Origin of the sequence: Sinanaerobacter sp. ZZT-01 (genome assembly GCF_035621135.1) — a bacterium.
GTDB lineage: Bacteria > Bacillota > Clostridia > Peptostreptococcales > Anaerovoracaceae > IOR16.
Map to the genome: position 1 here is coordinate 3,216,328 of NZ_CP141728.1, position 24,413 is coordinate 3,240,740.

26 protein-coding genes and 1 riboswitch are annotated in these 24,413 nt (G+C 38.6%); of the genes, 8 read left to right on the top strand and 18 right to left on the bottom strand.

What is annotated here, in order from left to right:
- Positions 1–4: 4 nt before the first annotated feature.
- The 3 genes from U5921_RS15525 to U5921_RS15535 are packed head-to-tail and all read left to right on the top strand — an operon-like array spanning position 5 to position 2,197.
- Positions 5–952, top strand: coding sequence for an ABC transporter permease (locus tag U5921_RS15525; protein ID WP_324824367.1), 948 nt, complete (start codon positions 5–7; stop codon positions 950–952).
- A complete protein-coding gene (locus tag U5921_RS15530; protein WP_324824368.1) occupies positions 939–1,715 on the top strand; it encodes an ABC transporter ATP-binding protein in 777 nt (258 codons plus the stop codon). Before U5921_RS15525 ends, U5921_RS15530 begins: the two co-directional genes overlap by 14 nt.
- A 47-nt stretch (positions 1,716–1,762) precedes the next feature.
- The gene (locus U5921_RS15535) at positions 1,763–2,197 is read left to right on the top strand and encodes a DMT family transporter (protein ID WP_324824369.1); all 435 of its coding nucleotides are present in this window, start codon (positions 1,763–1,765) and stop codon (positions 2,195–2,197) included.
- A 63-nt stretch (positions 2,198–2,260) separates the two neighbouring features.
- Here the strand turns inward: U5921_RS15535 and U5921_RS15540 are convergent, their stop codons facing one another.
- Entirely contained in the window at positions 2,261–2,563 is a 303-nt protein-coding gene (locus U5921_RS15540; protein ID WP_324824370.1) for a DUF6506 family protein, read from the bottom strand.
- Between the two features lie 243 nt (positions 2,564–2,806).
- Here U5921_RS15540 and U5921_RS15545 point away from each other — a divergent pair, with 243 nt between their 5' ends.
- Genes U5921_RS15545 through U5921_RS15555 form a run of 3 tightly spaced genes read left to right on the top strand, consistent with a single transcriptional unit; the run spans position 2,807 to position 4,427 of the window.
- Positions 2,807–3,388 carry a TlpA disulfide reductase family protein gene (locus tag U5921_RS15545; protein WP_324824371.1) on the top strand — a complete coding sequence of 194 codons (582 nt, stop codon included), beginning with the start codon at positions 2,807–2,809 and terminating at the stop codon, positions 3,386–3,388.
- 15 nt (positions 3,389–3,403) lie between these two features.
- Positions 3,404–3,559: a CD1871A family CXXC motif-containing protein gene (locus tag U5921_RS15550; protein ID WP_324824372.1), complete on the top strand. Its 156-nt coding sequence runs from the start codon at positions 3,404–3,406 to the stop codon at positions 3,557–3,559.
- On the top strand, positions 3,552–4,427 hold the full coding sequence (locus U5921_RS15555) for a 4Fe-4S binding protein (protein WP_324824373.1): 876 nt from the start codon (positions 3,552–3,554) through the stop codon (positions 4,425–4,427). The genes U5921_RS15550 and U5921_RS15555 overlap by 8 nt, the downstream gene beginning before the upstream one ends.
- Before the next feature lie 68 nt (positions 4,428–4,495).
- On the opposite strand, the gene spoIVA is transcribed toward U5921_RS15555, so the two are convergent.
- On the bottom strand, positions 4,496–5,974 hold the full coding sequence (spoIVA, locus tag U5921_RS15560; protein WP_324824374.1) for a stage IV sporulation protein A: 1,479 nt from the start codon (positions 5,972–5,974) through the stop codon (positions 4,496–4,498).
- 322 nt (positions 5,975–6,296) lie between these two features.
- Here spoIVA and U5921_RS15565 point away from each other — a divergent pair, with 322 nt between their 5' ends.
- Both U5921_RS15565 and U5921_RS15570 read left to right on the top strand, forming a co-directional pair.
- The gene (locus U5921_RS15565; protein WP_324824375.1) at positions 6,297–6,884 is read left to right on the top strand and encodes a TetR/AcrR family transcriptional regulator; all 588 of its coding nucleotides are present in this window, start codon (positions 6,297–6,299) and stop codon (positions 6,882–6,884) included.
- A 28-nt stretch (positions 6,885–6,912) separates the two neighbouring features.
- Positions 6,913–7,674, top strand: a complete 762-nt coding sequence (locus U5921_RS15570; protein ID WP_417765021.1) for a class I SAM-dependent methyltransferase — start codon at positions 6,913–6,915, stop codon at positions 7,672–7,674.
- A gap of 164 nt (positions 7,675–7,838) precedes the next feature.
- Here U5921_RS15570 and U5921_RS15575 read toward each other — a convergent pair whose 3' ends face one another.
- The 16 genes from U5921_RS15575 to U5921_RS15650 all read right to left on the bottom strand — a co-directional run bounded on the left by U5921_RS15575 (position 7,839) and on the right by U5921_RS15650 (position 24,294).
- Entirely contained in the window at positions 7,839–8,957 is a 1,119-nt protein-coding gene (locus tag U5921_RS15575) for an ABC transporter substrate-binding protein (RefSeq protein ID WP_324824376.1), read from the bottom strand.
- Between the two features lie 24 nt (positions 8,958–8,981).
- Complete coding sequence (locus tag U5921_RS15580) at positions 8,982–9,734, bottom strand: ABC transporter ATP-binding protein (RefSeq protein WP_324824377.1); 753 nt, start codon at positions 9,732–9,734, stop codon at positions 8,982–8,984.
- A complete protein-coding gene (locus tag U5921_RS15585) occupies positions 9,731–10,828 on the bottom strand; it encodes an iron ABC transporter permease (protein ID WP_324824378.1) in 1,098 nt (365 codons plus the stop codon). Before U5921_RS15585 ends, U5921_RS15580 begins: the two co-directional genes overlap by 4 nt.
- Positions 10,815–11,255, bottom strand: coding sequence for a tRNA (N6-threonylcarbamoyladenosine(37)-N6)-methyltransferase TrmO (tsaA, locus tag U5921_RS15590; RefSeq protein ID WP_324824379.1), 441 nt, complete (start codon positions 11,253–11,255; stop codon positions 10,815–10,817). Before tsaA ends, U5921_RS15585 begins: the two co-directional genes overlap by 14 nt.
- 60 nt (positions 11,256–11,315) lie before the next feature.
- Positions 11,316–12,662: an MATE family efflux transporter gene (locus U5921_RS15595; protein WP_324824380.1), complete on the bottom strand. Its 1,347-nt coding sequence runs from the start codon at positions 12,660–12,662 to the stop codon at positions 11,316–11,318.
- Complete coding sequence (locus U5921_RS15600; protein WP_324824381.1) at positions 12,663–13,625, bottom strand: ABC transporter ATP-binding protein; 963 nt, start codon at positions 13,623–13,625, stop codon at positions 12,663–12,665. It abuts the gene before it with no gap.
- Complete coding sequence (locus tag U5921_RS15605; protein ID WP_324824382.1) at positions 13,615–14,403, bottom strand: ABC transporter ATP-binding protein; 789 nt, start codon at positions 14,401–14,403, stop codon at positions 13,615–13,617. Before U5921_RS15605 ends, U5921_RS15600 begins: the two co-directional genes overlap by 11 nt.
- A 15-nt stretch (positions 14,404–14,418) precedes the next feature.
- Complete coding sequence (locus tag U5921_RS15610) at positions 14,419–15,996, bottom strand: ABC transporter substrate-binding protein (protein WP_324824383.1); 1,578 nt, start codon at positions 15,994–15,996, stop codon at positions 14,419–14,421.
- Positions 15,997–16,014: 18 nt separating this feature from the next.
- Positions 16,015–16,842 carry a nickel transporter permease gene (gene nikC / locus U5921_RS15615; protein WP_324824384.1) on the bottom strand — a complete coding sequence of 276 codons (828 nt, stop codon included), beginning with the start codon at positions 16,840–16,842 and terminating at the stop codon, positions 16,015–16,017.
- Complete coding sequence (nikB, locus tag U5921_RS15620) at positions 16,839–17,783, bottom strand: nickel ABC transporter permease (protein WP_324824385.1); 945 nt, start codon at positions 17,781–17,783, stop codon at positions 16,839–16,841. Before nikB ends, nikC begins: the two co-directional genes overlap by 4 nt.
- A 25-nt stretch (positions 17,784–17,808) precedes the next feature.
- Positions 17,809–18,765 (bottom strand): M14 family metallopeptidase, encoded by a 957-nt coding sequence (locus tag U5921_RS15625; protein ID WP_324824386.1) that lies wholly within the window; start codon positions 18,763–18,765, stop codon positions 17,809–17,811.
- Between the two features lie 127 nt (positions 18,766–18,892).
- A riboswitch (cobalamin riboswitch) is annotated at positions 18,893–19,070 on the bottom strand.
- Positions 19,071–19,236: 166 nt separating this feature from the next.
- Positions 19,237–20,598: a tRNA (N6-isopentenyl adenosine(37)-C2)-methylthiotransferase MiaB gene (miaB, locus tag U5921_RS15630; protein ID WP_324824387.1), complete on the bottom strand. Its 1,362-nt coding sequence runs from the start codon at positions 20,596–20,598 to the stop codon at positions 19,237–19,239.
- 24 nt (positions 20,599–20,622) lie between these two features.
- Positions 20,623–21,636, bottom strand: a complete 1,014-nt coding sequence (locus U5921_RS15635; protein ID WP_324824388.1) for an NAD(P)H-dependent glycerol-3-phosphate dehydrogenase — start codon at positions 21,634–21,636, stop codon at positions 20,623–20,625.
- 16 nt (positions 21,637–21,652) lie between these two features.
- On the bottom strand, positions 21,653–22,243 hold the full coding sequence (gene plsY, locus U5921_RS15640; protein WP_324824389.1) for a glycerol-3-phosphate 1-O-acyltransferase PlsY: 591 nt from the start codon (positions 22,241–22,243) through the stop codon (positions 21,653–21,655).
- Positions 22,236–23,564, bottom strand: coding sequence for a ribosome biogenesis GTPase Der (der, locus tag U5921_RS15645; RefSeq protein ID WP_324824390.1), 1,329 nt, complete (start codon positions 23,562–23,564; stop codon positions 22,236–22,238). The genes plsY and der overlap by 8 nt, the downstream gene beginning before the upstream one ends.
- Before the next feature lie 142 nt (positions 23,565–23,706).
- Entirely contained in the window at positions 23,707–24,294 is a 588-nt protein-coding gene (locus U5921_RS15650; protein WP_324824391.1) for an MBL fold metallo-hydrolase, read from the bottom strand.
- Between the last annotated feature and the right edge of the window lie 119 nt (positions 24,295–24,413).

A 24,413-nucleotide genomic window follows, 5' to 3' on the forward strand; every position in this document is an offset into this window, starting at 1 on the left:
TTATATGACCTTTACCGCAGTCCTAAATTCTTTTGAATTAGGTTTAATCTATGCAGTTTTAGCCCTCGGTGTGTTTCTTTCTTTTCGTACTTTGAACACACCAGATTTAACCGTTGATGGAAGCATCGTGACAGGAGCTGCTGCTTCTGCCATACTTTGCAGCACGGGATATTCTCCCCTTGTCGCGTTGCTTGCTTCTTTTTTACTGGCCGCTTTGGCTGGTGCGGCCACTGCATTACTAAATATCAAATTAAAAATCGAACCGCTTCTGGCAGGCATCCTAGTGATGCTTGCCTTATATTCTTTAAATTTACGTTTAATGGGCGGAAAATCTAACATCGCACTTACACAGAGCCCTACTCTTTATAAAAACTTTCACATGATGGTGCAAAATGACTACTCCTCCTTGCTATTAGGAATTATCATATTAGTGCTCGTAACTATTGTCTTATATTTTTTCTTAAATACCCGTATCGGATTTGCACTTCGAGCAACCGGTGATAATGAATATATGGTGCGTGCATCTGGAGTAAACAGCAACCTGATGAAGCTTTTAGGACTTTCTCTATCAAACGGCTTCGTCGGACTTGCTGGCGGACTTTTAGCACAATATCAATCCTATTCAGATGTTAGCATGGGCGTCGGTATGGTAGTGATCGGCCTTGCATCTGTCATTGTAGGTGAAACCATTTTTGAATTCTTCACAAAGAGTATTCCGCTTCTGATCCGCCTGCTGGCGGTTTCAGTCGGTGCGATTCTCTACCGTCTTGCTTTGGCATTTGCTTTAAGCTGCGGAATGCCGGCTACTGATTTAAAGCTGATTTCTGCAGTTATTGTTGCCATTGCATTATCAACCGGAATCATGAAAGACTCTTTTCCTAAAAAGAAAATTTACGATACCACAAATACGAAAAATTTTGCAAAGGATGGTGAACCCGATGATACGCATTGAACATCTTTATAAAGTTTTCGGATACGGTACCGTAAATGAAAAGCTCGCCTTGCAGGATGTCAATCTCACGATAGAGCCTGGAGAATTTGTTACCATAATCGGCAGCAATGGTGCCGGGAAATCTACACTGATGAACTGTCTCTCCGGAGTAGAAAAAACAGACAATGGAAATATATTTTTAAACAAGATAAATATCACAAAATATCCGGAACATAAACGCTCCCGCTATATCGGCCGTGTATTTCAAGATCCAATGAAAGGCACTGCCTTTGATATGACGATTGAACAAAATTTGGCTATCGCATTCAGCAAAGACAAATTTAGAGGTTTACAAAAAGGTATTTCAAAAAAAGAAAAAGCTATTTTTCGTGAACGTTTGTCTCTTTTAGGTATGGGATTAGAAGATAGGATGACTCAAAAGGTGAAATTATTATCCGGTGGGCAAAGGCAGGCTCTGACTTTATTCATGGCCATCCTAGTAAGTCCTAAGCTCCTCCTGCTGGATGAACATACTGCCGCATTGGATCCTGCAACAGCGAAAAAGGTATTGGAGCTTACCGACCAGTTTGCAAATTCGAACGATATCTGCACGATGATGATAACACATAATATGAGCGATGCCTTACAGTATGGAACTAGAACCATTCTCATGGATAATGGGAAAATCATCATGGATATTTCCGGAGAAGAGCGAAAAAAAATGACAGTTGAAAAATTAATCGAACAATTTGAAATTCAAAATGACCGCATGCTGTTAAAATAGTATAAAAATCACCCCATGGGCAATACTGTCCTCGAGGTGATTTTTTTATGTTCGGAATTCTTATGAGTATTGTGGCAGGTGCCGCAATGAGCTTTCAAGGTGTAATAAATACTCGCTTAGGAGAAAAGATCGGCTTATATGAGTCGAATGCATTCGTTCAAGGAACCGCTTTTATTCTTGCTGTCATTGCTATGTTTTTAGTCGGAAAAGGAAATTTTGCAAATTTGTTGCATGTCAATAAAATTTACTGGCTGGGTGGTGTACTCGGTCTGATCATTACGATAACAGTTATGCTGGCAATCGGGCACCTAAGCCCTACCTATGCCATCTCTATTATCTTAATCAGTCAGCTTTTAGTTGCAGCTATCATTGATGCGTTTGCTCTTTTTGACTCAGAGCAAATTCACTTTGGCTGGACAAAATACGCAGGTATTGCACTGATGATTGGCGGTGTTATTTTGTTTAAATGGAAAAGTGCATGATTCTTCAATAAAAAGCAGCCATGGTTAGAAATTTAAAATTCCATGGCTGTGTCCAAAAATAAGTTATAACCATTTTGTATCACCGGAAAGACCTTCGTATCCCGGATGATTATCAAATCGAACCACACCAACCTGCATCTTTCCTAAAACAGCCTCACTTACCTTTGCATGCCCTATGGTTCCAAATCCACCACAAAGCTCTAAAAGTAAAATACCTTCCTGCGCAAGCTTCTTTGCCTCTTCACATGCCATATCATAATTTTTTACACCGACCGTAATCATTTCACCGGATTCAAAATCCATGACCATTCTTCTAGGTTTTGTCATGCTTGCATTAATAAACATAAATGCTATTTTTCTTTTCACATTGAACCTCTTTCCACGCACAATGTACGTTCTTATTGCTGAAACTGCCTTATTATAAGAATGATAAATTCATTTACTTTGCAATCAGTATACCATGCAATACCAAATTAAAAAAGAAGCTGTATAAATTCTGTGTAAAGTTTTTATTTTTAGTAATACTAACTTTAATAGCATTTCCTTCTAAACAGCTTTATATCTTAATATAAGAGGAAAAATTATTCAAATAGAAAAGGAGAAAATAAAATGAGAAAAAAAATAGTGCCCATACTTTTTATCACTTTGTTAGGCATTTTTACTTTAATAAGCTGTGCTGAACCAAATGATGACATGGATTCAACAAATACGATATCCCCTATTGCCGCAAACGAAGCACAGCTTGGCGATTTTAAAGCACAGGATATCAACGGAAATGAAGTTACAAAGGATATTTTTTCAAATTACGACCTGACTCTCGTCAATCTATTTACAACCTGGTGCTCTCCATGCGTGGAAGAAATTCCTTATTTGAGCCAGATTGATAAAGAGTTGTCTGCTAAAGGAGTCAATGTTATTGGAATTGTCTTAGATGTAAATGAAGATGGAAAAATTGACGACAAAAAACTAGAGAAATTAAAAGAAATCATTCAATCAACAAATGCAGGCTATGATATTCTCTTGCCGGATTCAGTATTGAGAGAGGGTCGATTAAAAGGCGTCGATTCAGTCCCTGAAAGCTTCTTTGTCGATAAAAACGGAAACATTGTGGGTGAAACTTATGTAGGCTCCCATTCAAAAGAGGAATGGATTGATATCATAAATAAAGAATTAGACAAAATAAAAAAATAATAAGAGGGAAATGCTATGCGAAAACAAAAAAAGAAAAATATAAATATAATTTCTATCTGTTTTCTTTTTATCGGTATTGTTTTCATGGTTTTTGGAATTTATCGCGGCGAAGTCCCCGTTATGTTTGAAAAATCAATAAATATTTGTTTGGAGTGTATCGGAATTGGTTAAAAAAAGAATCAGTAATGATCGTTCGCGCTATATTATACAAGCAATCTGGACATTGATTACTAACAGTTTTCTCATTGGATTTATTCAGGGAAAAATTTATCAAGGAAAAGTAAAAAATGTATGCGTCCCCGGCTTAAATTGTTATTCCTGCCCAGGTGCAATTGCTTCATGCCCAATTGGTTCCTTACAAGCTGTAATTGGCAGCTATGAGTTTAAATTTGCTTTTTATATCGCAGGATTCATGATAGTGATTGGTTCTATTATGGGGCGTTTTGTCTGTGGCTATCTCTGCCCTTTCGGCTTTTTCCAGGATATGCTCCATAAAATACCGTTTTATAAAAAACCAAAAACATTTAAAGGGGATCGTCTTTTAAGAAAATTAAAATACGTTATTCTAATCGTATTTGTTATATTGATGCCTTTATTTCTTGTAGATATCATCGGACAAGGCAGCCCTTATTTTTGCAAACTTATCTGCCCTGCCGGTACTTTAGAAGGCGGAATTCCGCTTGTTCTCATGAATGATACCCTAAAGCAAACCGTGGGATGGCTTTATGCATGGAAAAACTTTCTTTTACTTGTAACTATTCTCGCTTCTATTTTAATTTACCGTCCATTCTGCAAATACATTTGCCCTCTAGGCGCAATTTATTCAGTGTTTAATCCAATCTCTATTTTTAAATATCGAGTCAATCCTGAAAAATGCATCCACTGCCACGCCTGTGCAACCGAATGCAAAATGAATGTAGACCCAGTGAAGAATGCAAATGATCTAGAGTGCATAAGATGCGGAAAATGCAAAAGCATCTGTCCTACCAATGCGATTGAATATACCTATTCCACAAAAAAATACACCTCCAAAAATTAGATTTTCATCAAATATTTGGGGGTGTATCCATGCCAAAGGATTCTTATAATTGCTCTGATACTTGTAATCTAAAGCACAATACAAATAAAATAATCTTTTCCCTCATCTGATATTTTCTGTAAGGAACGCTGCACTTTCAACCGAATGTTCTCCGGCACATTTGAAAGTTTATGCTCCATTTGTTCCGTTACCATCTCATATAACGACTTTCCGAAAATATTTGTTTCCCAAATCTTTGAAGGATCATTCTCAAACTCAGTTAATAGATAGCGAATTAAATCTTCTGATTGCTTTTCTGATCCAACGACTGGCGAAACTTCAGTGGTTATATCTGTTTTAATAATATGAAGGCTTGGTGCCTTTGCTTTTAAACGTACTCCAAATTTATTTCCCTGCTTAAATATTTCTGGCTCCTCTAACACCATTTCTGAAAGCTTAGGCTGCACGATACCATACCCGGCATCTTCCACTTGCCCCATAGCCTCTTCCAGTTTATCATAAGCTTTCTTCGCTTGTGAGAACTTTTTGATCAAAGAGAAAAATTGGTAATCGTTTTCAATATCACATTCCATGATTTCACCGATCACCTGATAGTAAAGGCCATCTGCAACATTCATGTCTACTTCAATTTCACCATTTCCAAGTTCCATCCCTTTAATTGTGACATCTTCAATGATATTTCCGTCAGCCAGAGACGCAATGCTCTCTTTCACATCCTTTAAATTATCAAAAGTCTTACTCCACTCTTTTAGATTGCTTATAATTGTAGCCTTTATCCAGTGATCATTACCAAGGCCCTCAATAAAGCCCGGAAGACGAAAACGAATTTCAGTTGCAGGAAATTCATATAATGTCTCATTTAATATATGAGCCATAGCTTCGCTGCTCATCTTCGCACAATCCGCTGCAATTACAGGAACGTGATATTTTTCTTCCAAACTTTTTTGAAGTTCCAGAACCGACTCATCCGATGGCTGTAAGGTATTTAAAACCATCGCAAACGGTTTATGCAATTCTTTTAATTCAGAGACGACACGCTCCTCTGCCGGCACATAGCTTTCCCGATCAATTTCACCGATGGACCCATCTGTTGTCACTACAATGCCAATTGTGGAATGATCACGAATTACCTTTCTCGTTCCGATCTCCGCTGCTTCCTTAAAAGGAATTTGATTTGGCTGCCACGGTGTACTGACCATTCGCGGATTCCCATCTTCCATATGTCCTAAAGCATTATTCACCAGATATCCAACACAATCAACCATGCGTACACGAAGGTTTACTTTACCCGGTAATTCCAATGCAACCGCCTCTGCCGGTACGAATTTCGGTTCTGTTGTCATGATGGTTTTTCCCCCACCACTTTGCGGTAATTCATCTTGAATCCGCTCTTTCACATAACGGTTTGTTACATTCGGTATTACCATTAAATCCATAAACCTTTTAATGAACGTGGATTTTCCGGTTCTCACCGGCCCGACCACGCCGATATAGATATCCCCCTGTGAACGTTCCGCAATGTTTTCATATATATTCAGGTTCTCCAAGCTCTACCCCTCCTCCATATTATTTCCACTGATGTCTGTACAATATATTAGACGAATGTCCTCTTTATTCACAAAAAATAAAAAAAGTAATTCAAATTTAAAATATTACAAAAATAAAAATGATGACTTAAATTAACACTACCCGTCCTACGGTTGGTGTGATTTTCCGCTTAGCGTAATTCTCAAGTGTGCCACAAAAATTGTGATTTATTCTTTTATCAAAAGAATAAGCGAAATTCTCTCTTGACATAATTTAATTAATATACAACAATAGTTATACAACTATCGTTATATATTGAATTTATTAATGAGGTGAACTTATATGCCCCCTAAAGCCAAAATAACAAAAGACATGATTCTGAAAATTGTCTTGGATATTACAAGAGAATCAGGATTTCAAACCGTAAATGCAAGGAGTATTGCAAGTAAACTACAATGCTCTACCCGGCCTATTTTTACTTGTTACGAAAACATGGATGAACTAAAAAAAAAATTTCTTGATTTTGCTTATAAATACTACGAGCAATATGTTACCAATTACAAGAATTCTGTTAGTGTCAGTCCCTATCTAATTCTTCCTCTTTCTTACATTGAATTTGCTCAAAAAGAAACACACTTATTTCAATTATTATTTATAAATGATATGGATTTGGAAATGACAGATGCAAAAGACTTTTTTAAGGAAATTGACAATCAGAAAAAAGCAAAACTCTTTTCGGAAACTATTGGAGTAGAATTAGAACAATCAAAAATCATTTTTTTAGACTTATTTCTTTACACACATGGCATAGCAGTTCTGGCTGCAACGAAAAAATTAGAATTAAATAGAGGCAAGGCTGAAAAAATGGTGACAAATATTTTGACAGCTTTGGTTAGACAAGAAAATCCGGGCTGGAAATTACCCACTTAATTTTTATTATCAGCAGAGGGAGTGCAATATGAATAGAAACCAATATCTAATTAACCATTACAACAATTATGATGAAGATAGCCGTCTTGTTCCAAAACATGGTTCCGTTGAGTTCCTTACCACAATGAAATATATCGAGAAATACATAAAGTCTGACGACCGTGTGCTTGAAATCGGTGCTGGAACAGGTCGATATTCCCATGCACTGGCACGAGAGGGATATGATGTTGATGCAGTGGAGTTGGTTGAACACAATATAGAGATTTTCAAACAAAACACTCAACCGAATGAAAATATAACCATTACACAAGGCAACGCTATGGATTTATCTACGTTCCCAGACAATGGGTATGACATAACTCTGCTGTTAGGACCGTTGTATCATCTTTACACCAAAGAGGATAAACAACAAGCTCTGAGCGAGGCGATTCGTGTAACAAGACCGGGAGGCATAGTTTTTGCCGCCTATGTTATATCCGATGGCTGTCTACTTGACGAAGGGTTCCATCGTGGTAACATCAATGTTGCTGAATATATTGAAAAGGGGTTGCTTGACGCCCAAACATTTGCCGCCAAGTCCGAGCCAAAGGATTTGTTTGAACTTGTCCGTAAAGAAAACATCGACAATCTAATGTCTGTATTTCCCATAACCCGACTTCATTACGTTGCGGCAGATGGCTGTGCCTTATTTATGCGCGAAGCAATAGACACGATGGACAATGACACTTTTGAGTTGTATTTAAACTTGCGAGCGCGAAGATTTATTGGGCATTTCGAGTCATGCGATTGACATATTCAGAAAATAAATGTTTTTTTATTATTAAAATTAGTGTCAATAATTTTAATCTAACTTGGAGCAAAGTGTGGGGGAAATAAACAGCCACTACTTTTTTTGATAAAAATAGTGGCGTTTATTACTTTTTTCATTTTTTATTTAATGAATTTTATATTCTGCTATTCTTGTGTTTTAAATTTGCCGAATTCACTGTAATCCTGCACCATCTGTTCATAAAAAGGTTTTCCCAGCAATTTCGTATAGATTTCATCTGCCTTTTTTTCTGGATCAATATCCTTAAACTCCTGCGGATAAAGAACCGTTCCCATATAATAAGCATCTGCAATTGCTGTTTCAACATTTGTCCTCAAAAGAATGAACGGAAGCTGTACATGGACGTGGTCATTCTTAAACGCCGTTAAGGATTGATAAAAAGCTGTGTTTTTTTCATAGTCTTTCTGAACAATTTGATAGCCGTCCAGATCAATGAAAATATACTCCGGATCCCATGTCAGCAATTGTTCTTTATCAATCATTAAGGAGCCTTTTTTACCGGTCTGATCCACAACATTATTTACTTGAAGGATATTTGTCAAGGAATAGTCTCCCTGTGTACTCTCAATTCCCTGTGGCCCCTTATTCCCCAATGCACCAATATAAACCGTGGGTTTGTCTTCCTCTTTTATCTGCGACGTTCTTGTTGTCAAATCTGCTTCATACTCCTTCAAGATTGCAACCACTTCCTCCGCATGTTCCTCTTCTCCCGTTATTATCCCGATTAAGCGCAGAGAATCTAAGATTTCTTGATTGAAAATCCCGCCATTCTCTCCATAGCTTAGAACCACGACAGGTATTCCTGTTTTTTCTTGAAGTTCATCTGCTGATGCGGCGTCCATCGCATACGTATTAAAAATCACATCGGGCGCAACCGTTAAAATCTGCTCTGGATCTGCGGTTCCGGTCGGTCCTCCTTGCCCAATAATCGGAAGAGACTCAAAAATCGATTGATTCATCACAGAATAAGGAACTCCGGTTTGTCCTTCCGTTTCTTTTTTCTCAATACCGACTAATTGATCCAGCGGTGCCACATAGGTATATAAGCGCAAAGCTCCAACCCCTACATTGACAAATTGATCCGCATCCTGTGGGATTTCTACCTTTCTTCCAAGCATATCGGTAACTGTTATCACCTTCTCCTCCACATCATCTTTTATATCGTTGCTTGAACAAGCAGTCATCAAAGTTAAAATCAACAGGAATGCAAGAAAAGTCGGCCATTTTTTACTCTTTTGTTTCATTTTCATTTCACCCTTTCAAACAATCTATGCAGGTACTACAATACGGCGAGTACCATGTTCTAATATCTCTACAGGGAGTGCGTAGACTTGAGCAATATTACTTTCGGTAATGATTCCCGCATCTCCTGCGGCATAAATGCGGCCTTCTTTCATAAGAATAAATCGATCCGCGTAGCGAAGTGCTAAGTTTAAATCATGCATGCTGATTACAGAGGTGATGTCTGCGCTTAATGTAATTGCTCGAATGCTCTGCATTACATCCACCTGATTTTTTAAATCCAAATGGTTGGTTGGTTCATCCATCAAAAGAATCTTCGGTTTTTGAGCGATGGCTCTTGCGATCGCCACTTTTTGAAGCTCTCCCCCGCTTAGCTGCTCCAAATATCTCATAGAGAAATCAGAAAGGCCAAGCTCTTGTAAGACGCTGCCTACAATTTCAATGTCATTCGAATGAATTCTGCATCCTATATGTGGCGTTCTCCCCAATAACACGGCATCAAAGACTGTATTCATGCTTCGATGATGGTGCTGCTCAACATATCCGATTCTCTTTGCCAAATCTTTTCCTTTTAACTTTGTGATATCCTCAGAACCGATGATTACGCTGCCTGCCGTAGGTTTTAAAACTTGATTGATACATTTCAGCAGAGTCGTCTTTCCAGTTCCATTCGGTCCCAATATTGCGACAAGCTCTCCCTGCTTTGCTTCAAAGCCTGCATCTTTTAAAACTTCTTTTCCCGGATAGCTGAATTTTATATTATTTACAGTCAAATTCATGTTTTTGAATACCCCCTTACTAATAAAAATAAGAATAACGGAGCACCAAAAAAGGAGGTAATCACCCCTACCGGCAAAACCACAGGAGATAGCAGTGTTCTTGCTATGGTATCCGATAGTAAAAGTAAAAAAGAACCCATGATGGCGGACGCAGGTATTAAAAACCGATGATCCGCCCCAAGTAATCGTTTCATCATCTGCGGTGCAACCAACCCTACAAATCCGATGATACCCATAAAGGAAACGGAAATGGCCGTCAGCAAGGAGGCAGCAAACATACTCTCAAATCGTACCTTGCTCACATCAACACCAAGACTTCTCGCAGACTCTTCCCCGCTGTCGATTGCATTATAATCCCATCGATGAAAAAACACATAGACGCAAGCCGCAGCCGTTACAAGAAATAAAAGCTTTAGTTCAGACCATGAGATACGTCCCAAATCACCAAAAGTCCAAAACACCATGGCTGCCACTTGATAATCCGATGCAAAATATTGAATCAGTGTAGAACCTGCACTGAAAAGAGAACTGAATGCTACACCAGCCAACACAATGGATTCTGGTGAAAAGCTTTTGATTCTTGCAATCAGTAAAATAAAAAACATAGCAATGACGGCTCCCACAAAAGCACAAATCGTTACCAGATACGGATTGCTGATCATAACAGCTTCTGAACTATTTCGAACAACTCCGGCATTAAAAAATACAATAGCGATATTAGCACCAAAAGCAGCTGCACCGGAAATCCCCAATGTGGAAGGAGATGCCAATGGATTGCGCAAATTTGTCTGCATGACACAGCCTGCCAAAGCCAGTCCTGCACCTGCAAAAATGCCGGCTAAAATTCTTGGCATCCGTATATTCCACAATACAATTGCCGCTAACTCATCATTTGAATGGAAAAAAGCATTGATAATTTCAATAAAAGCAGTCGGAGCCGCCCCTTTATTCAATGCATAAAAAGCGATGATGACGGTACTTGCAATAAAAGTTAAAATTATAAGCTTGTTTCGTCTCACTCGATTTTTATATAAAGTGATACTTTTATTTCGATTCATTTCTTCTAAATCTTGATGTCCTTTATTTTTTGGCATCATGACATCCAGTCCGAATCGAACATGCCTCCGGATAACTATCCACCTCAGTCGAATATCCTTTGATATCTAGAATCGGACTCCCATCTAAAGCATCCAGGCCGGTCACCTGAATCAATCTTCCTTCCACATTAATTATTTTGCAGACACAAAATGCGATGGGATTCGGACGGTTTGGTGATCTGGTCGAAAAAACACCTAATTCTTCCTGCTGCCAAGGCGGAGCAGATTGAAGAATCTCTCTGTTCGCTTGGTCTCCCCAATAAAGCACAATTACATGAGATAAACGCTCGATTCCCTTCATCGCATCTGCATAATCCATAAAAATTTCCATCGTTGCTGTCTCCTCAGAAAGTTTACCTTGGCGCGGTGCACTTCCCTTTGTCTTATAAGGACTATGTACTAATCCAATTTGTTTTAGTTCCATCTTCAATCAATCCTTTCCGAACTTGTCTCACTAAATAAACAATAACTTTTTATCGAGCTGTTACTTTACAGCACTAGATAACATGCCTTTTTTATTCAATATGCTTTTTATCATCAGCAAAAGAATAACCGCAGCAGACCATGAAATCGGATAAATTGCAGCAACGCCCCTTACATCCTGCCATTTCATCAACATAAGATATAAAGCTGAAATTCTTACTACGCAGAAACTAAATACGGTAATTGCCATTGGCAGATTCGCCATCCCTCTTCCTCTTAACTCACAGTTCAAGCATTCATAAATCACATAGAGAAAATAAAACGGCATCGTTACTCTCATAATTTGGCATCCATAAAAAATAACTTTTGTATTCTCTGTAAAAAGCAACATAACGAGACTCCCATTAAACAAGAGCAGCATACTCATACAAACAGTCATTCCGACTCCCCAAAGGATAGAAAATTTCATTCCTTTTCGAATTCTTAAAAATTGACCCGCCCCATAATTTTGTCCGACGAAAGAAATAACTGCTTGACCCAATGCCAAAATAGGCAGATAAATTGCCATTTCGATTCGAAAATAATCGGTAAACGCTGCAATTACGTGGATACCAAATTGATTGATTTGTGATTGAAGCATAATATTAGAAAAAGTAATAACCATCGCTTGAATTCCGGATGGTATTCCAAAAATCATGATTCGCTTCAAATATTTTAACTGAAAACCATTGAATGTAAAATTAAGTCTGATCTTTCTTTTTCTGCCATGCAAATAAAACAGCGTCAACCCCGCAGCTATACTTTGAGATAGAAAACTTGAAAAAGCAGCCCCTTCAACACCTTTATTGAGATAGATTATAAAAATAATATCACCGATGATATTTAAAAGGCCCCCAACCGTTTGAAACATCATAGGGTGTTTTGAATCACTCGTTGCTCTTAGAATTCCAGAAGATAAATTAAATAAGATAATTCCAGGCATACTGAGCATATAAATCCGCAGATAATTTACAGCCATCTGCAAAATTCTGTCTGGTGTATTCATCCAACTAAGAAAGAGGGGAGCAAAGGTCAGTCCCAGCGCCATAACCACAATTCCGCCCCCGATTCCTGAAATCCATACAGTTTGAATAATTGATTTTAAGGCATCGTTGTCTTCTCTCCCAAATTCATGTGCAGCTACAACATTTGTTCCAATTGCCATTCCATTAAAAAAGCCAATCATACAAGTAACAATTAAAGCACTTGCGCCTACTGCTGCGGTCGCCTCAGCCCCAACATATCGCCCGATTATAATTAAATCTACCACACTGTAGCACTGTTGGATGAGGCTCGATATCAGAATGGGGATTAAAAATCTCAAAATTGATTGTGATACACTTCCTTCTGTCAGCCTATTTTCTTCCATTTATGCACCACTAACGAAATGGCAAGCTACATAATGTTCTTCATCCAGTCTTTTTAATTTCGGCTTTTCGATACGGCATTTCTCTGAACAAACCCTGCAACGGTTTTGAAAAGCGCATCCATGAGAAAAATCCGATAAGCCAGAAACCTCATTACCAGTTGCACCCATATTCTTTTTATAGTCCATGTCCAAATAAAAAACTGAATCCATAAGTGTTTTCGTATAAGGATGCTTTGCATTATCTTTCAAGTTACGTCCTGCTATCACTTCAACTATATTTCCAAAATACATTACTGCAATCTGATGAGATACCTGCCCTACCAGGTTGATGTCATGACAAATGAAACCCATTGTAATACCTTTTTCTTTCTGAAGCTTCACCAAAAGCTCTATAATACTTTTTTGCACTGATACATCTAAGGCAGAGGTTGCTTCATCGCATATAATGATCTCCGGTTCCAAGGCCAAAGCACGTGCAATTCCGATTCGCTGTCTTTGTCCACCACTCAAATGATGCGGATAGCGATCGGAAAATTCCGGGCTGAGTTCTACCATTTGAAGATACTTCTTTGCTATCAGATCCCGATCTTTTCGTTTGATTTCTCCATAGTTAATGAGCGGTTCACAAATAATATCTCTGATTTTCATCTTTGGATTAAAGGCGGCAGATGGATCTTGAAAGATCATTTGAATACGGCGTCTATGCTGTCGCAATCTTTCCCCTTTCAGCTTCGTGATATCTTTTCCGTGAAAAAGAATTTCCCCCTCTGCTTTTTCCATCTGTACAATCGTTTTCATAAAGGTACTCTTCCCACAGCCGCTCTCTCCCACAAGTCCAAGTGTTTTTCCTTTATAAAATTTTAGGGAAACGCTATCACATGCAACGAAAGAGCAATTTCTCGCTCTTTTAAATCTCTTTGTGAGCTGTTTTGTTTCCAAAATCAAATTTTCTTCACTCAACATATCTCTTCCCTTCTAATGTCGGAACACTCGCAATCAGTCTTTTTGTATATTCACTGGCAGGATTTTTTAAAATGGATTCTCTGTCCCCTTCATCTACAATCTCTCCATCTCTCATGACAATAATTTTATCTGACATATACGCGGCCACACCAAGATTATGCGTCACGATGACAAGGCCTGTACCAAACTCAGCCCTTAAATCCATCATCTGACTTACAATCTGTGCCTGAGTTGTAACATCCAATGCGCTGGTGGGTTCATCTGCTAACAGCAATTGTGGTTGGAATGTCATCGCCATAGCGATGCCGACTCGCTGCCTCATTCCACCACTTAGTTCAAATGGATAGCTATGCATAATATGTTCACCGTTTGGAAGCTGCATTCTTTCCAGCATCTCTCTTCCCATATCCCATGCATCTTTTTTTGACATCGTATCATGACTACGTATATATTCTATAAACTGATGCCCGATTTTCCGAATTGGGTTAATCATGGCTCCTGAATCCTGAAATATCATAGAAATTCTGCTGCCTCGGAATTGATCCCATTCCTTCCTTGAATAATTCATCACTGAATCCCCATCAAACCGAATATCTCCCTTCGTGACTTTTCCACCGGAAGGCAGCAAACCCATCGCAGCACGAATAACGGAAGTTTTTCCACTTCCGCTTTCGCCCACAAGACTTACAATTTGTCCTTTTTTTACTTCTAAATTGAATGCTTGGACAACTGCATCTCTCTTCTGATATTCAATTGAAATATTTTCAATGCTCAGCATAATGCCTCCTGCGTTTTACTTAGCCGGTTTCATATCTGTTGTAATCCAGTAGTAGTCCGCTGTATGTATTTCTGCCCCTTCTACCTTCTTTGAACTGCACATATTGCTGTGATAATATCCATGAATTAAAACGGCTGCATCATCAATTAAAATTTGCTGTAGTTCTTCAATAATGCCTGCACGGGCTTTTATATCCATCTCGGTTTCTAACTGTCCATACAGTTTATCATACTTCGCATTTGCATATCCACAATAATTAGCACTTGACTTACTATACCAGTTATCTAAATACGAATATGGATCTCCCACCGGAACCGTCATCCAATTATTTGCAAGCAAATCATATTCTCCTGCCACTAACATATTCCATTCGGTATCTGCATCTGTCGTATTTATCGTTACTTTAATACCAATCAATTCCAATTGTGATGCTACTGCTTCTGTAAAATCCGTCAGATTTCTGCTGTCATACGTTAGATAAGATAAGTCGATCATTTCTCCATTTATTTCACGATACCCATCTCCATCCGAATCGATTATTTCTGCTTTGTCCAAAAGTTTCTTTGCAGCTTTTATATCATATGGTGTCGCATCCTTTAGATTTTTATATCCATAATCTAATGTAGAAGGAAGAACTGAGCAGCCGGGTGTATACATACCACCTACGGTCACATTACACATTGTCTCATCATCCAGTGCCAGCAATACGGCTTTTCGCAGATTTACATCCTTTAAAACTCTCTTTTGATTGATATAAGAAAATCCGCATCGCATACCGATGGTTTCTGAAACCTGAAAATCGGAAGAGTCTCTTAATTTTTCCAAATCGCTTGTTGTTACAATGTTTTCTACAATATCAATATCGCCGCTTTGTAACGCCATAGCTTTTGTTGAGCTGTCATCAATAAATATAATATTAACATTTCTATATGGAACCTCTCCGTTCCAATAATATCCATTTGCTTCCATTGCAATCGATACTCCTGTATCATACTTTTTAATTGCATATGGGCCGGTTCCGATCGGATTGTTTGCAATATCCAGATCGGAATTTACATCCAAAATAGAAAAGTAAGGATGGGCTAATACCGCACACAAATCTGCATATGGCTTGCTCGTCACAATCTCAACCATACCAGAATCATCATCTGCAATAATCGATTCGTATTGCATAAATACGGACGGCGTTGAATTTCCGTTACTATTCGCTTCTTGCTCATACATATATTTTATAGAATCCACAACTGCGGAAGCAGTTACATCTTTTCCGTTGGAGAACTTCACTCCATCCCTAATATGAAATTTCCAATCTGTATTCTCATCGTTTACTTTGAACTTATCACTTATATAGGGCTGCGCATTCATTTCCTCATCAAAACGAAACAGACCTTCTCCGATGCTGTATCTGGATACGCACCAAGCCGCATTTATCATTGCGGATGGATCTAATGAATCCGAAAAGTTAGTGCACCCAAAATTCAATGTCTTACCCTTATCCGCAGAATTCTTATCGCTTGTCCCACATCCGCCAAATATGCTGACAACTATAACTGCAAGCAATACCAATACCGCAATTCTCTTTTTTAGCTTCATTTTTTGCCTCCTGTGATTTTATATTTGCTTCGGGTCTAATATGTCCCGTAAACAATCGCCTAATAAATTAAATATAACGGCTACCACACAAATCGCCATTCCAGGAAATACCATAAGCCATGGACAATCAAACATGTAAGCTCTTCCTTCATTTAGCATAAGCCCCCACTCTGCTAATGGTGCTTGTGCTCCAAATCCCAAAAAAGAAAGTCCTGCTAATTCTAAAATCATCGTTCCTATATCCGTAGCAGCTGTAATTATTAGCGTAGGTAATGCGTTAGGTATTAAATAATATCTTAAAATATCAATATCTTTTGTCCCCATGGTCTGTGCTGCATAGATATAATCCTTATGTCTAATTTTCAAAACCAAACTTCTTGCAAGCCTTGCATATTTTGTCCAGCTTACCGCCGCAATTGCGATAATTGCATTCGCAATACTAGCCCCTATAATACCTGCCACCGCAATCGCTAAGACCATTCCCGGAAAAGAAATCATCATATCCGAAAATCTCATGATTACAGAGTCTATCATGCCGCCATAAAATCCGGAAATCGTTCCAAAAATCGTCCCGACCAAAAAAATGATACTAACTAAGGCTAATGAAGCCGTCAGCGATATTCGAAGTCCATAAATAACACGAGATAAAACATCTCGCCCCAGCTTATCCGTTCCAAACCAGTGTGACGCACTCGGTGAAAGAAATGCTTCCTTTAAATTTGATTCATAAGGGCTGTAAGGCACTATTTTCCGAGCAAATAAAGCAATTAATACAAGTGCAGCCGCCAATAAAACGAGAATCATAAACTGTTTGTTTTTTCTCATGAATACAACTACTTTTTTCATATTTCACTCCTTTTTCGAATTCTTGGATCCAAATAAGAATATGAAATATCCACCAGCCCATTGATTACCATATATATCACTGCAATCCAAATTACATAGGCTTGAATTAAAGGATAGTCATAGGCTTTAATCGCAGAAACCGCTAAATTCCCAAGTCCTTGATAAGAAAAAATAACTTCAACTACTGCAGTTCCACCAAGTAAATTTCCCAATGATAAACCAAGCAGGGTGATCAGCGGCAATAATGCATTTGGAAAGATATGCTTCCATAGAATAATGCTTTCTTTAATGCCTCTTGCTCTTGCTCCAATAACGTACTCTTGATTCAATTCTTCCAAAACAGCAGTTCGCACCTGCCTCGTATACTTTGCAGACATTGCAAATGCAAGTGTAACTGCCGGCAAAATCAGCTTTTCGATTCCATTTCCCATAGAAACGACTGATACTAATTTAAATTTTACAGCAACCACATATAACAAGAGCATCCCTACCCAAAAATTAGGTATGGATATCCCTAAAAAAGTGCCGCTTCGTATCAAGTAATCTGCCACCCTGTTTCTCTTAACCGCTGCAAGCATACCAAGTGGAACGGATACAAGAATCATAAAGGCAAGAGAGGTAAATGCCAGCTTTAAAGTTGGCCATAATCTTACTAAAATAATATCAGCAACAGGTCGGTTCATAGAGTAAGAAATACCAAAATCCCCGCGAAGGCATCCAGCGAGCCAATTCCAGTACTGGATAAAAAACGGTTTGTTTAACCCCATACTTTCTCTCGTTTGTTCTAAAATTTCCTCACTTGGAATACTCCCAGATACAGCATACATGGTTCTAACGGGATCCCCTGGAGCCAGGTAGGTTAACCCAAATGTAATAAAACTAATCCCGAATAAAACGATTATAGTCTCAAATAGCCTATTCCTCAATTTTGTCCCGCTCAAAATGCCTCCTCCTTGCCTATAATCATTAATCGAAAAGCTTTCCGTAAGCAATGACCGTTTCTTTTTCTAAAACAGACAAGCTTGCGATTTGATACAAAATAACACTTCTTGCTTTTGCAATATGTCTTTCCAGTAAATTTCCAAAATAATCTCTGATTTCTCCTAATACCTCATTTTCTTCAACGATATCACCGGCTCGGTGCCGAGGGTACCAGCATCCTGTTTTTCCTGCCTCTTCATAAAACGCTTCCTTAATCAGGATTTGATCGGTTTTCTCAAATGCACTGCCCACAAGAAAGCCCATTGCTCTTAAAATCCTTTTTACATCCAAGATGTCTTCCTTCACTTCATCCTGTGACCAGAGTCCCAGATTTCCTCTTTCAAGCAAAATACCCGGGATTCCCAAGCTTCCCGCGTAGTTATAAGCACCTCCACTTCCGTTCTGAGATTGCACAATATATTTTACATTCACTTGCCTTGCCATCTTCTCGGAAATACGGCAGGTTTCTTCATCGGCTTTTCCCTGGCAATATACATAGGACTTTAATTCTTCATGCCAATCCCCACAATGCAGGTCAATATAATAATCGATATGAGAAAAAACTTCTTTCTCTATGTAATAACAAATTTTTTCTGCCAATGTTCCTTCTTTATTCCCGGGAAATTCACGATTTAGATTTTTCCCATCCTCATAAACACAGCTTTTTGTGCGATGCTCAAATCCGGTTCGATTTACCAATGGAAGTATTATGATATTCCCGCTGATCTGACTCGGTTTTAAAAAAACAGACAACTCAAGTGCTGCCTGTATTCCAACATACTCCGCATTATGAATGCCACCTGTTATTAAAATTGTCTTTCCTTCTTCTTTTCCGCAGATAACGGTAATCGGTAATTGAACGCCTGCTTCTGCGATTTCCACAACTCCCTGAATTTTTTCGTTTCTGTATTTTAATGCTTGCGTAAGGTCAATTAGATTCATTTACATTCTCCTCATTGCTTATCTCATACTATATCAAGAATATTAATCAAAAAAAAATGTACACAAATAAGTGTACACAAAGAATTCCTTGTCATTTTTTCTTTGAGCTCACCCATCCTCCGTAGGCATTGCTGATATGCATAAAAGCAGGTCTCCTGGCTTAAAAGCATCGTTCCTTCCTCCTTCCCGGATACAAAATATCCAGTGGTTTTTGGAAGAAACCCTTTTTTACAGTGACGGGATCGCATTGGACTTACACCAATTTCCCTATTAATCCTCATGGAACTTTTATAATTTACATTATATCCTAATTTTCAAACAAATGTCAACAAATTTCTACAATCCATAAAATTTCTCATACCTTCTTCGATATGGATTTGAAAGCTCAAAAAACATTGGACAGATAAAAACTGCTGAAAAACATTGCATTGTATGATTTCACAGCAGTTTTAAATCAAATATCTATTTCACTTATGAGATGACTTCTCCGGTCAAACTAAACGTCTTTCCTTCTGTAATTTTCACTTCTACGATCTCACCGATTAACGCACTGTTTCCTTTAAAATTGACTATCTTTAAAGAATCCGTCCTTCCGGTATAAGTCGTTTTGTCGGTCTTGCTCGTTCCTTCTACCAATACTTTTTGCACGGTTTTCTCATAGCTCTTATTAATCTGAGCGGTTATCCCATTCATCAACTCTACCAGACGATTAAAGCGCTCGTGCTTCACCGACTCAGAAATTTGATCCGTAAGGTTTGCGGCAGGTGTTCCCTTTCTTATGGAATATAAAAATGTAAAAGCAGAATCAAACTGTGCGGTTTGCACTAGATCCAAAGTTTCAGAAAAATCTTCTTCTGTCTCTCCCGGAAAACCTACAATAATATCAGTGGTAATCGCTATATCCGGAACTGCTTTACGAAGTTTTTCAATCAAATGCAGATACTGTTCTTTTGTATAGTTTCGATTCATTTTCTTCAGTAAATTTGTGCTTCCAGACTGAACCGGTAAATGAATATGTTTGCAAAGTTTATCACAATCTCGAAAGGCCTGAATCAAATGGTCTGACAAATCCTTTGGATGCGAGGTCATAAATCGAATGCGTTCTAATCCATCCACTTCATTCAGTGCATAAATCAGTCCGGCAAAGTCCATCCCGTTTTCTTTTGGCGCACAATAGTCACTTCCGTGGGAGCTGACCCCATAAGAATTGACATTTTGACCCAATAAAGTCACTTCTTTTACACCCGCAGCAACTAATTGCTCCACTTCGGAAATAATTTCCTCCGGTCTTCTGCTTCGCTCTCTTCCTCTCGTATAAGGAACGATGCAGTAAGTACAAAAATTGTTACATCCGTACATTATGTTAACAAAAGCTTTAAAAGGATAAAGCCGCTTAGCTGGTAATCCCTCCACTACAGCTCCGGCTTCTTCCCAAACATCGACAATTTTTTTACGTTCTGCAAGAACCCCCTCAATCAGCTGGGGAAAAGCGTGGATGTTATGCGTCCCAAAAACTAAGTCAACCCATGGATATTTGCTTTTCAGAGTGTCAATAATGTGCTGCTGCTGCATCATACAGCCACAGACGGCGACAACAAATGACGGTCTTTCTTCTTTTATTTTCTTCAGCTGCCCTAAAATGCCGAAAAAACGCTTATCCGCATTTTCTCTCACACTACATGTATTTAAGATTACGATATCTGCATCTTTTTTCGTTTTTGCTGTCGTAAATCCACGCTCTGCAAGCATACCCGCGATCGTTTCGGAATCACGCTCGTTCATCTGGCAACCAAAGGTCTGTATAAAAAAACTGCTTGGCTGATTATTTTCCATTTATTTTTCTCCAAATATTTGATATTAACGAATCAGTAAATCTTCTGTTTCGTGTTTTTTGCTGCGGCCCATTAATGCAGTAACGGCTTTTCTCGCATCCATTTTATCGTTTACAACTTGATAAATTGCTTCGGTAATCGGCATTTCCACACCATTTTTTTGTGCAAGCTCATAAGCGGCTTCCGTTGTAAACATTCCTTCTACAACCATACCTACTTTCTGCGTTGCTTCTGCAGGGCGCAATCCTTCTCCAATCATGATACCGCAGCGACGGTTTCTACTGTGCATACTGGTACAGGTTACAATCAAGTCACCCATTCCGCTGAGTCCGGAAAACGTTTTTTCCTCTGCTCCCAGCTTTACGCCTAATCGAGCCATCTCTGTCATTCCCCGAGTCATCATTGCCGCCTTAGCATTGTCACCAAATCCCATACCATCTGAAATTCCGGCTCCCAAAGCGATAATATTCTTTAATGCGCCTCCCAGTTCCACTCCGACAACGTCTGTATTCGTATAAACACGAAATGTATCAGACATAAAAACATCCTGAATGTATTCCGCCAGTTTGATGTCTTTCGATGCAGATACAACAGTAGTTGGCATAGCTTTTCCTACTTCTTCTGCATGAGAAGGTCCGGAAAGTACAACGTAATCAGCATCCGGCAGCTTTTCATTTGCAATTTGAGACATACGAAGCAGTGTTTTCTGTTCAATCCCTTTTGCAACATTAACGAGAACCATATCTTTTCTCAAATAAGGAAGCGCATTTTCCAAAGCACTTCGAAAATGCTGCGCCGGCGCTGAGAACAGTACAATATCGGCACCCTTTATCGCTTGTTCCGACTCCAGAGCAATATTTAATAATTCTGGGAAAGAGACCTCCGGTAAATATCTTTTATTTTCTCTGTTCACCCTCAGCTCCTGCGCATGCTGTTCATTAATATCCCACATATTTACTTCATGACCATTTGCGCTTAAAGTAACTGCTAAAGCGGTTCCCCAGCTTCCAGCTCCCAAAACTGCTATTTTTTTATTCATTTTCTGCCTCCAAAATTTATTTTTTTAAAGTTATTTTTGCTTCTTCTCCATGCAGAATACGTTTGATATTCTGACGATGTTTGAAAATGGCTATTACTCCCATCGCTGACGACCAAAGTAAATACTCAGGATGCATATAATAAGCCAAAAACGGAAGTGCCGCAGCAGCTAATACAGATCCAACAGCAACTCTCTTGGAAAAGACGATTCCCAAAAGGGCAATTACCGCAATCTCTAAACCCAAAATCGGCTCTATGCTTACAATTGCTCCAAACCCGGTTGCAATCCCTTTTCCTCCCCGAAATCCAAATAGAAGGGGCCAGATGTGTCCGATAAATACCGCTACACCGCAAAAAACAGCAACGGATTGCCCTCCTATGTAACGACCTAAAAGAACCGCAGTCACACCTTTTAGTATATCAATCGCTAATGTCGCTATCGCCGCTTTTTTCCCTAATACACGGAGAACATTGGTACTTCCTGCATTTCCACTACCCTGCGAGCGAATATCAATCCCTGATGCTTTTGCAATTAAAATGGCAGGTGAAATATTTCCTATGAAATAGGAAAGTATAACCGAAATTATTAAATAAAGCGGATTACTCATTCACGGACTCACCTTTCTCTCTAAATACAAATTTTATAGAAGTACCTTCAAAGCCAAAACCTTCTCTTATCTTATTTTCTAAATAACGGGCATAGGAAAAATGCATCAATTCCCGATCATTAATCTTAAACGAGAAAAGCGGCGGTTTCACTGCAACCTGCGTAACATAATAAATTTTCAAACGTTTTCCTTTATCCGAAGGAGGAGACTGCATCATGGTCGCATCAACAATCAAGCTGTTCAGCTGCCCAGTTGGAACACGCATCGCTCGTTTGTCTGCAACCATTTTTGCCATGTTGATTAGTTTTTCCAACCGTTGATTTTTTAAAACAGAAATAAATACGATAGGCGCATATGTCATAAAGGGCAGCTCTTCACGAATTTCTCTTTCAAAATCTCGCATTGTATTCGTTTCTTTTTCTACCAAATCCCATTTGTTTACAACGATAATCATTCCTTTTCCGGATTCGTGCGCAACACCTGCAATTTTTTTATCCTGTTCTGTAACACCCTCTTGGGCATCTATCATCAGGAAACAAACATCACAGCGTTCAATTGCTGAAATAGCACGTATTACACTGTAGCGTTCAATATCCTGAATTACTTTACTCTTTCGACGTATCCCTGCCGTATCAATTAATAAAAAAGAATCTTCTCCATGCGTAAATGGGGTATCAATCGAATCTCGTGTCGTTCCTGCAATGTTACTGACAATCACACGATTTTCTCCTAAAAATGCATTGATTAAAGAAGATTTTCCGACATTTGGTTTCCCTATAATTGCTATGTTTGTTCTGTCATCTTCTTCCATTGCATCCTCATTTTGCGGAAATTTTTCAATGATCATCTCTAAAAGGTCACCCAGTCCCAGCATATTTGCCGCAGAAATAGCAATTGGATCACCTAAACCCAATTCATAAAAATCATAGAAATCATCTGGGAGCTTCGGAGTATCAATCTTATTCGCAACTAAAATAACATCCTTACCCTTTCGACGCAGCATCGACGCGACTTCCCGATCCGCTGAAGTCACACCAGATCTTCCATCTACTAGAAATAAAATGACTTGCGCCGTTTCCATTGCAATCTCTGCTTGTGCACGCATCTGAGATAGAATAATATCATCTGAATCCGGCTCAATGCCACCCGTATCAATTAAAATAAACGGAGTATCTCTCCATTCTGCTTCTGCATAGATGCGATCTCGAGTTACTCCCGGCGTATCTTCTACAATTGATACTCTCCTGCCTACTATTTTATTAAAAAAAGTCGATTTTCCTACGTTTGGTCTGCCTACAACAGCGACTATTGGTTTATTCATAATGTCTTCACTCCATCTCTCTCTTGTTTTTTCTATTTTAAAAACAAGTAAAAAAATATATATTGCTCAATCAGAGTAATTATAGCAGAAAATGTCTGTTACAGCAATCAGTTCGTTGTCTTGCGAAAAAACAATCAGTCTTTTATAGTAAATCTAAGTATTCCCTATTATGCATATGTACATACTTCATCGTTGCAGAATCTCCATGCCCTGGATAGATTGTGATATCGTTATTCCATCTTGAAATAATTTCCCTTACAGTGCGGCGCATCTCCTGCTCTGAGCCATCTGCCAAATCCGTACGTCCGAGATCTATATTAAATATAGTGTCTCCCGTAAATACACATTTGCTTTTTTCTGAAAAAAAGCATACACTGCCATGGGTATGCCCCGGTGTATGTATCACTCGAATTTCTTCTTCACCTAAAAGGAAGACCTCTCCACCTTCAAGCATTCCGTCTACATTTTTTTTATACTGCTCGATATCCTGCCAATGCAGGTAAACCGGACAGTTCCATTCCTTTTTTAAGCGTTCTACCGCTCCCACATGATCGTAATGATGGTGCGTAAGCAAAATGCCCTTTACTGATAAATTTAAAGCAGAACAACTCTTTAGAAATCGTTCCGGCAGATAACCGGGATCAATAATAAAAGCTTCTCCGCCTTCTTTATCATAAAGCACATAACCATTACTCTCTAAATTTCCTCCGATAAACCGTTTAATTTTCATTCTATCCTCCATAAAATAAGATACTATTTTGTAAGACTGATTTTACCCTATTTCGTTGCAAAATACAATTTTTCATTGATTTCATTAAAAATAATGATACAATAATAAAATATATAATA

Coding starts and splice junctions, on each gene's coding strand:
- U5921_RS15525 (WP_324824367.1), top strand. CDS start 5: ATGACCTTTACCGCAGTCCTAAATTCTTTTGAATTAGGTTTAATCTAT.
- U5921_RS15530 (WP_324824368.1), top strand. CDS start 939: ATGATACGCATTGAACATCTTTATAAAGTTTTCGGATACGGTACCGTA.
- U5921_RS15535 (WP_324824369.1), top strand. CDS start 1,763: ATGTTCGGAATTCTTATGAGTATTGTGGCAGGTGCCGCAATGAGCTTT.
- U5921_RS15545 (WP_324824371.1), top strand. CDS start 2,807: ATGAGAAAAAAAATAGTGCCCATACTTTTTATCACTTTGTTAGGCATT.
- U5921_RS15550 (WP_324824372.1), top strand. CDS start 3,404: ATGCGAAAACAAAAAAAGAAAAATATAAATATAATTTCTATCTGTTTT.
- U5921_RS15565 (WP_324824375.1), top strand. CDS start 6,297: ATGCCCCCTAAAGCCAAAATAACAAAAGACATGATTCTGAAAATTGTC.
- U5921_RS15570 (WP_417765021.1), top strand. CDS start 6,913: ATGAATAGAAACCAATATCTAATTAACCATTACAACAATTATGATGAA.
- U5921_RS15575 (WP_324824376.1), bottom strand. CDS start 8,957: ATGAAACAAAAGAGTAAAAAATGGCCGACTTTTCTTGCATTCCTGTTG.
- U5921_RS15580 (WP_324824377.1), bottom strand. CDS start 9,734: ATGAATTTGACTGTAAATAATATAAAATTCAGCTATCCGGGAAAAGAA.
- U5921_RS15585 (WP_324824378.1), bottom strand. CDS start 10,828: ATGCCAAAAAATAAAGGACATCAAGATTTAGAAGAAATGAATCGAAAT.
- tsaA (WP_324824379.1), bottom strand. CDS start 11,255: ATGGAACTAAAACAAATTGGATTAGTACATAGTCCTTATAAGACAAAG.
- U5921_RS15595 (WP_324824380.1), bottom strand. CDS start 12,662: ATGGAAGAAAATAGGCTGACAGAAGGAAGTGTATCACAATCAATTTTG.
- U5921_RS15600 (WP_324824381.1), bottom strand. CDS start 13,625: ATGTTGAGTGAAGAAAATTTGATTTTGGAAACAAAACAGCTCACAAAG.
- U5921_RS15605 (WP_324824382.1), bottom strand. CDS start 14,403: ATGCTGAGCATTGAAAATATTTCAATTGAATATCAGAAGAGAGATGCA.
- U5921_RS15610 (WP_324824383.1), bottom strand. CDS start 15,996: ATGAAGCTAAAAAAGAGAATTGCGGTATTGGTATTGCTTGCAGTTATA.
- nikC (WP_324824384.1), bottom strand. CDS start 16,842: ATGAAAAAAGTAGTTGTATTCATGAGAAAAAACAAACAGTTTATGATT.
- U5921_RS15625 (WP_324824386.1), bottom strand. CDS start 18,765: ATGAATCTAATTGACCTTACGCAAGCATTAAAATACAGAAACGAAAAA.
- miaB (WP_324824387.1), bottom strand. CDS start 20,598: ATGGAAAATAATCAGCCAAGCAGTTTTTTTATACAGACCTTTGGTTGC.
- U5921_RS15635 (WP_324824388.1), bottom strand. CDS start 21,636: ATGAATAAAAAAATAGCAGTTTTGGGAGCTGGAAGCTGGGGAACCGCT.
- plsY (WP_324824389.1), bottom strand. CDS start 22,243: ATGAGTAATCCGCTTTATTTAATAATTTCGGTTATACTTTCCTATTTC.
- der (WP_324824390.1), bottom strand. CDS start 23,564: ATGAATAAACCAATAGTCGCTGTTGTAGGCAGACCAAACGTAGGAAAA.
- U5921_RS15650 (WP_324824391.1), bottom strand. CDS start 24,294: ATGAAAATTAAACGGTTTATCGGAGGAAATTTAGAGAGTAATGGTTAT.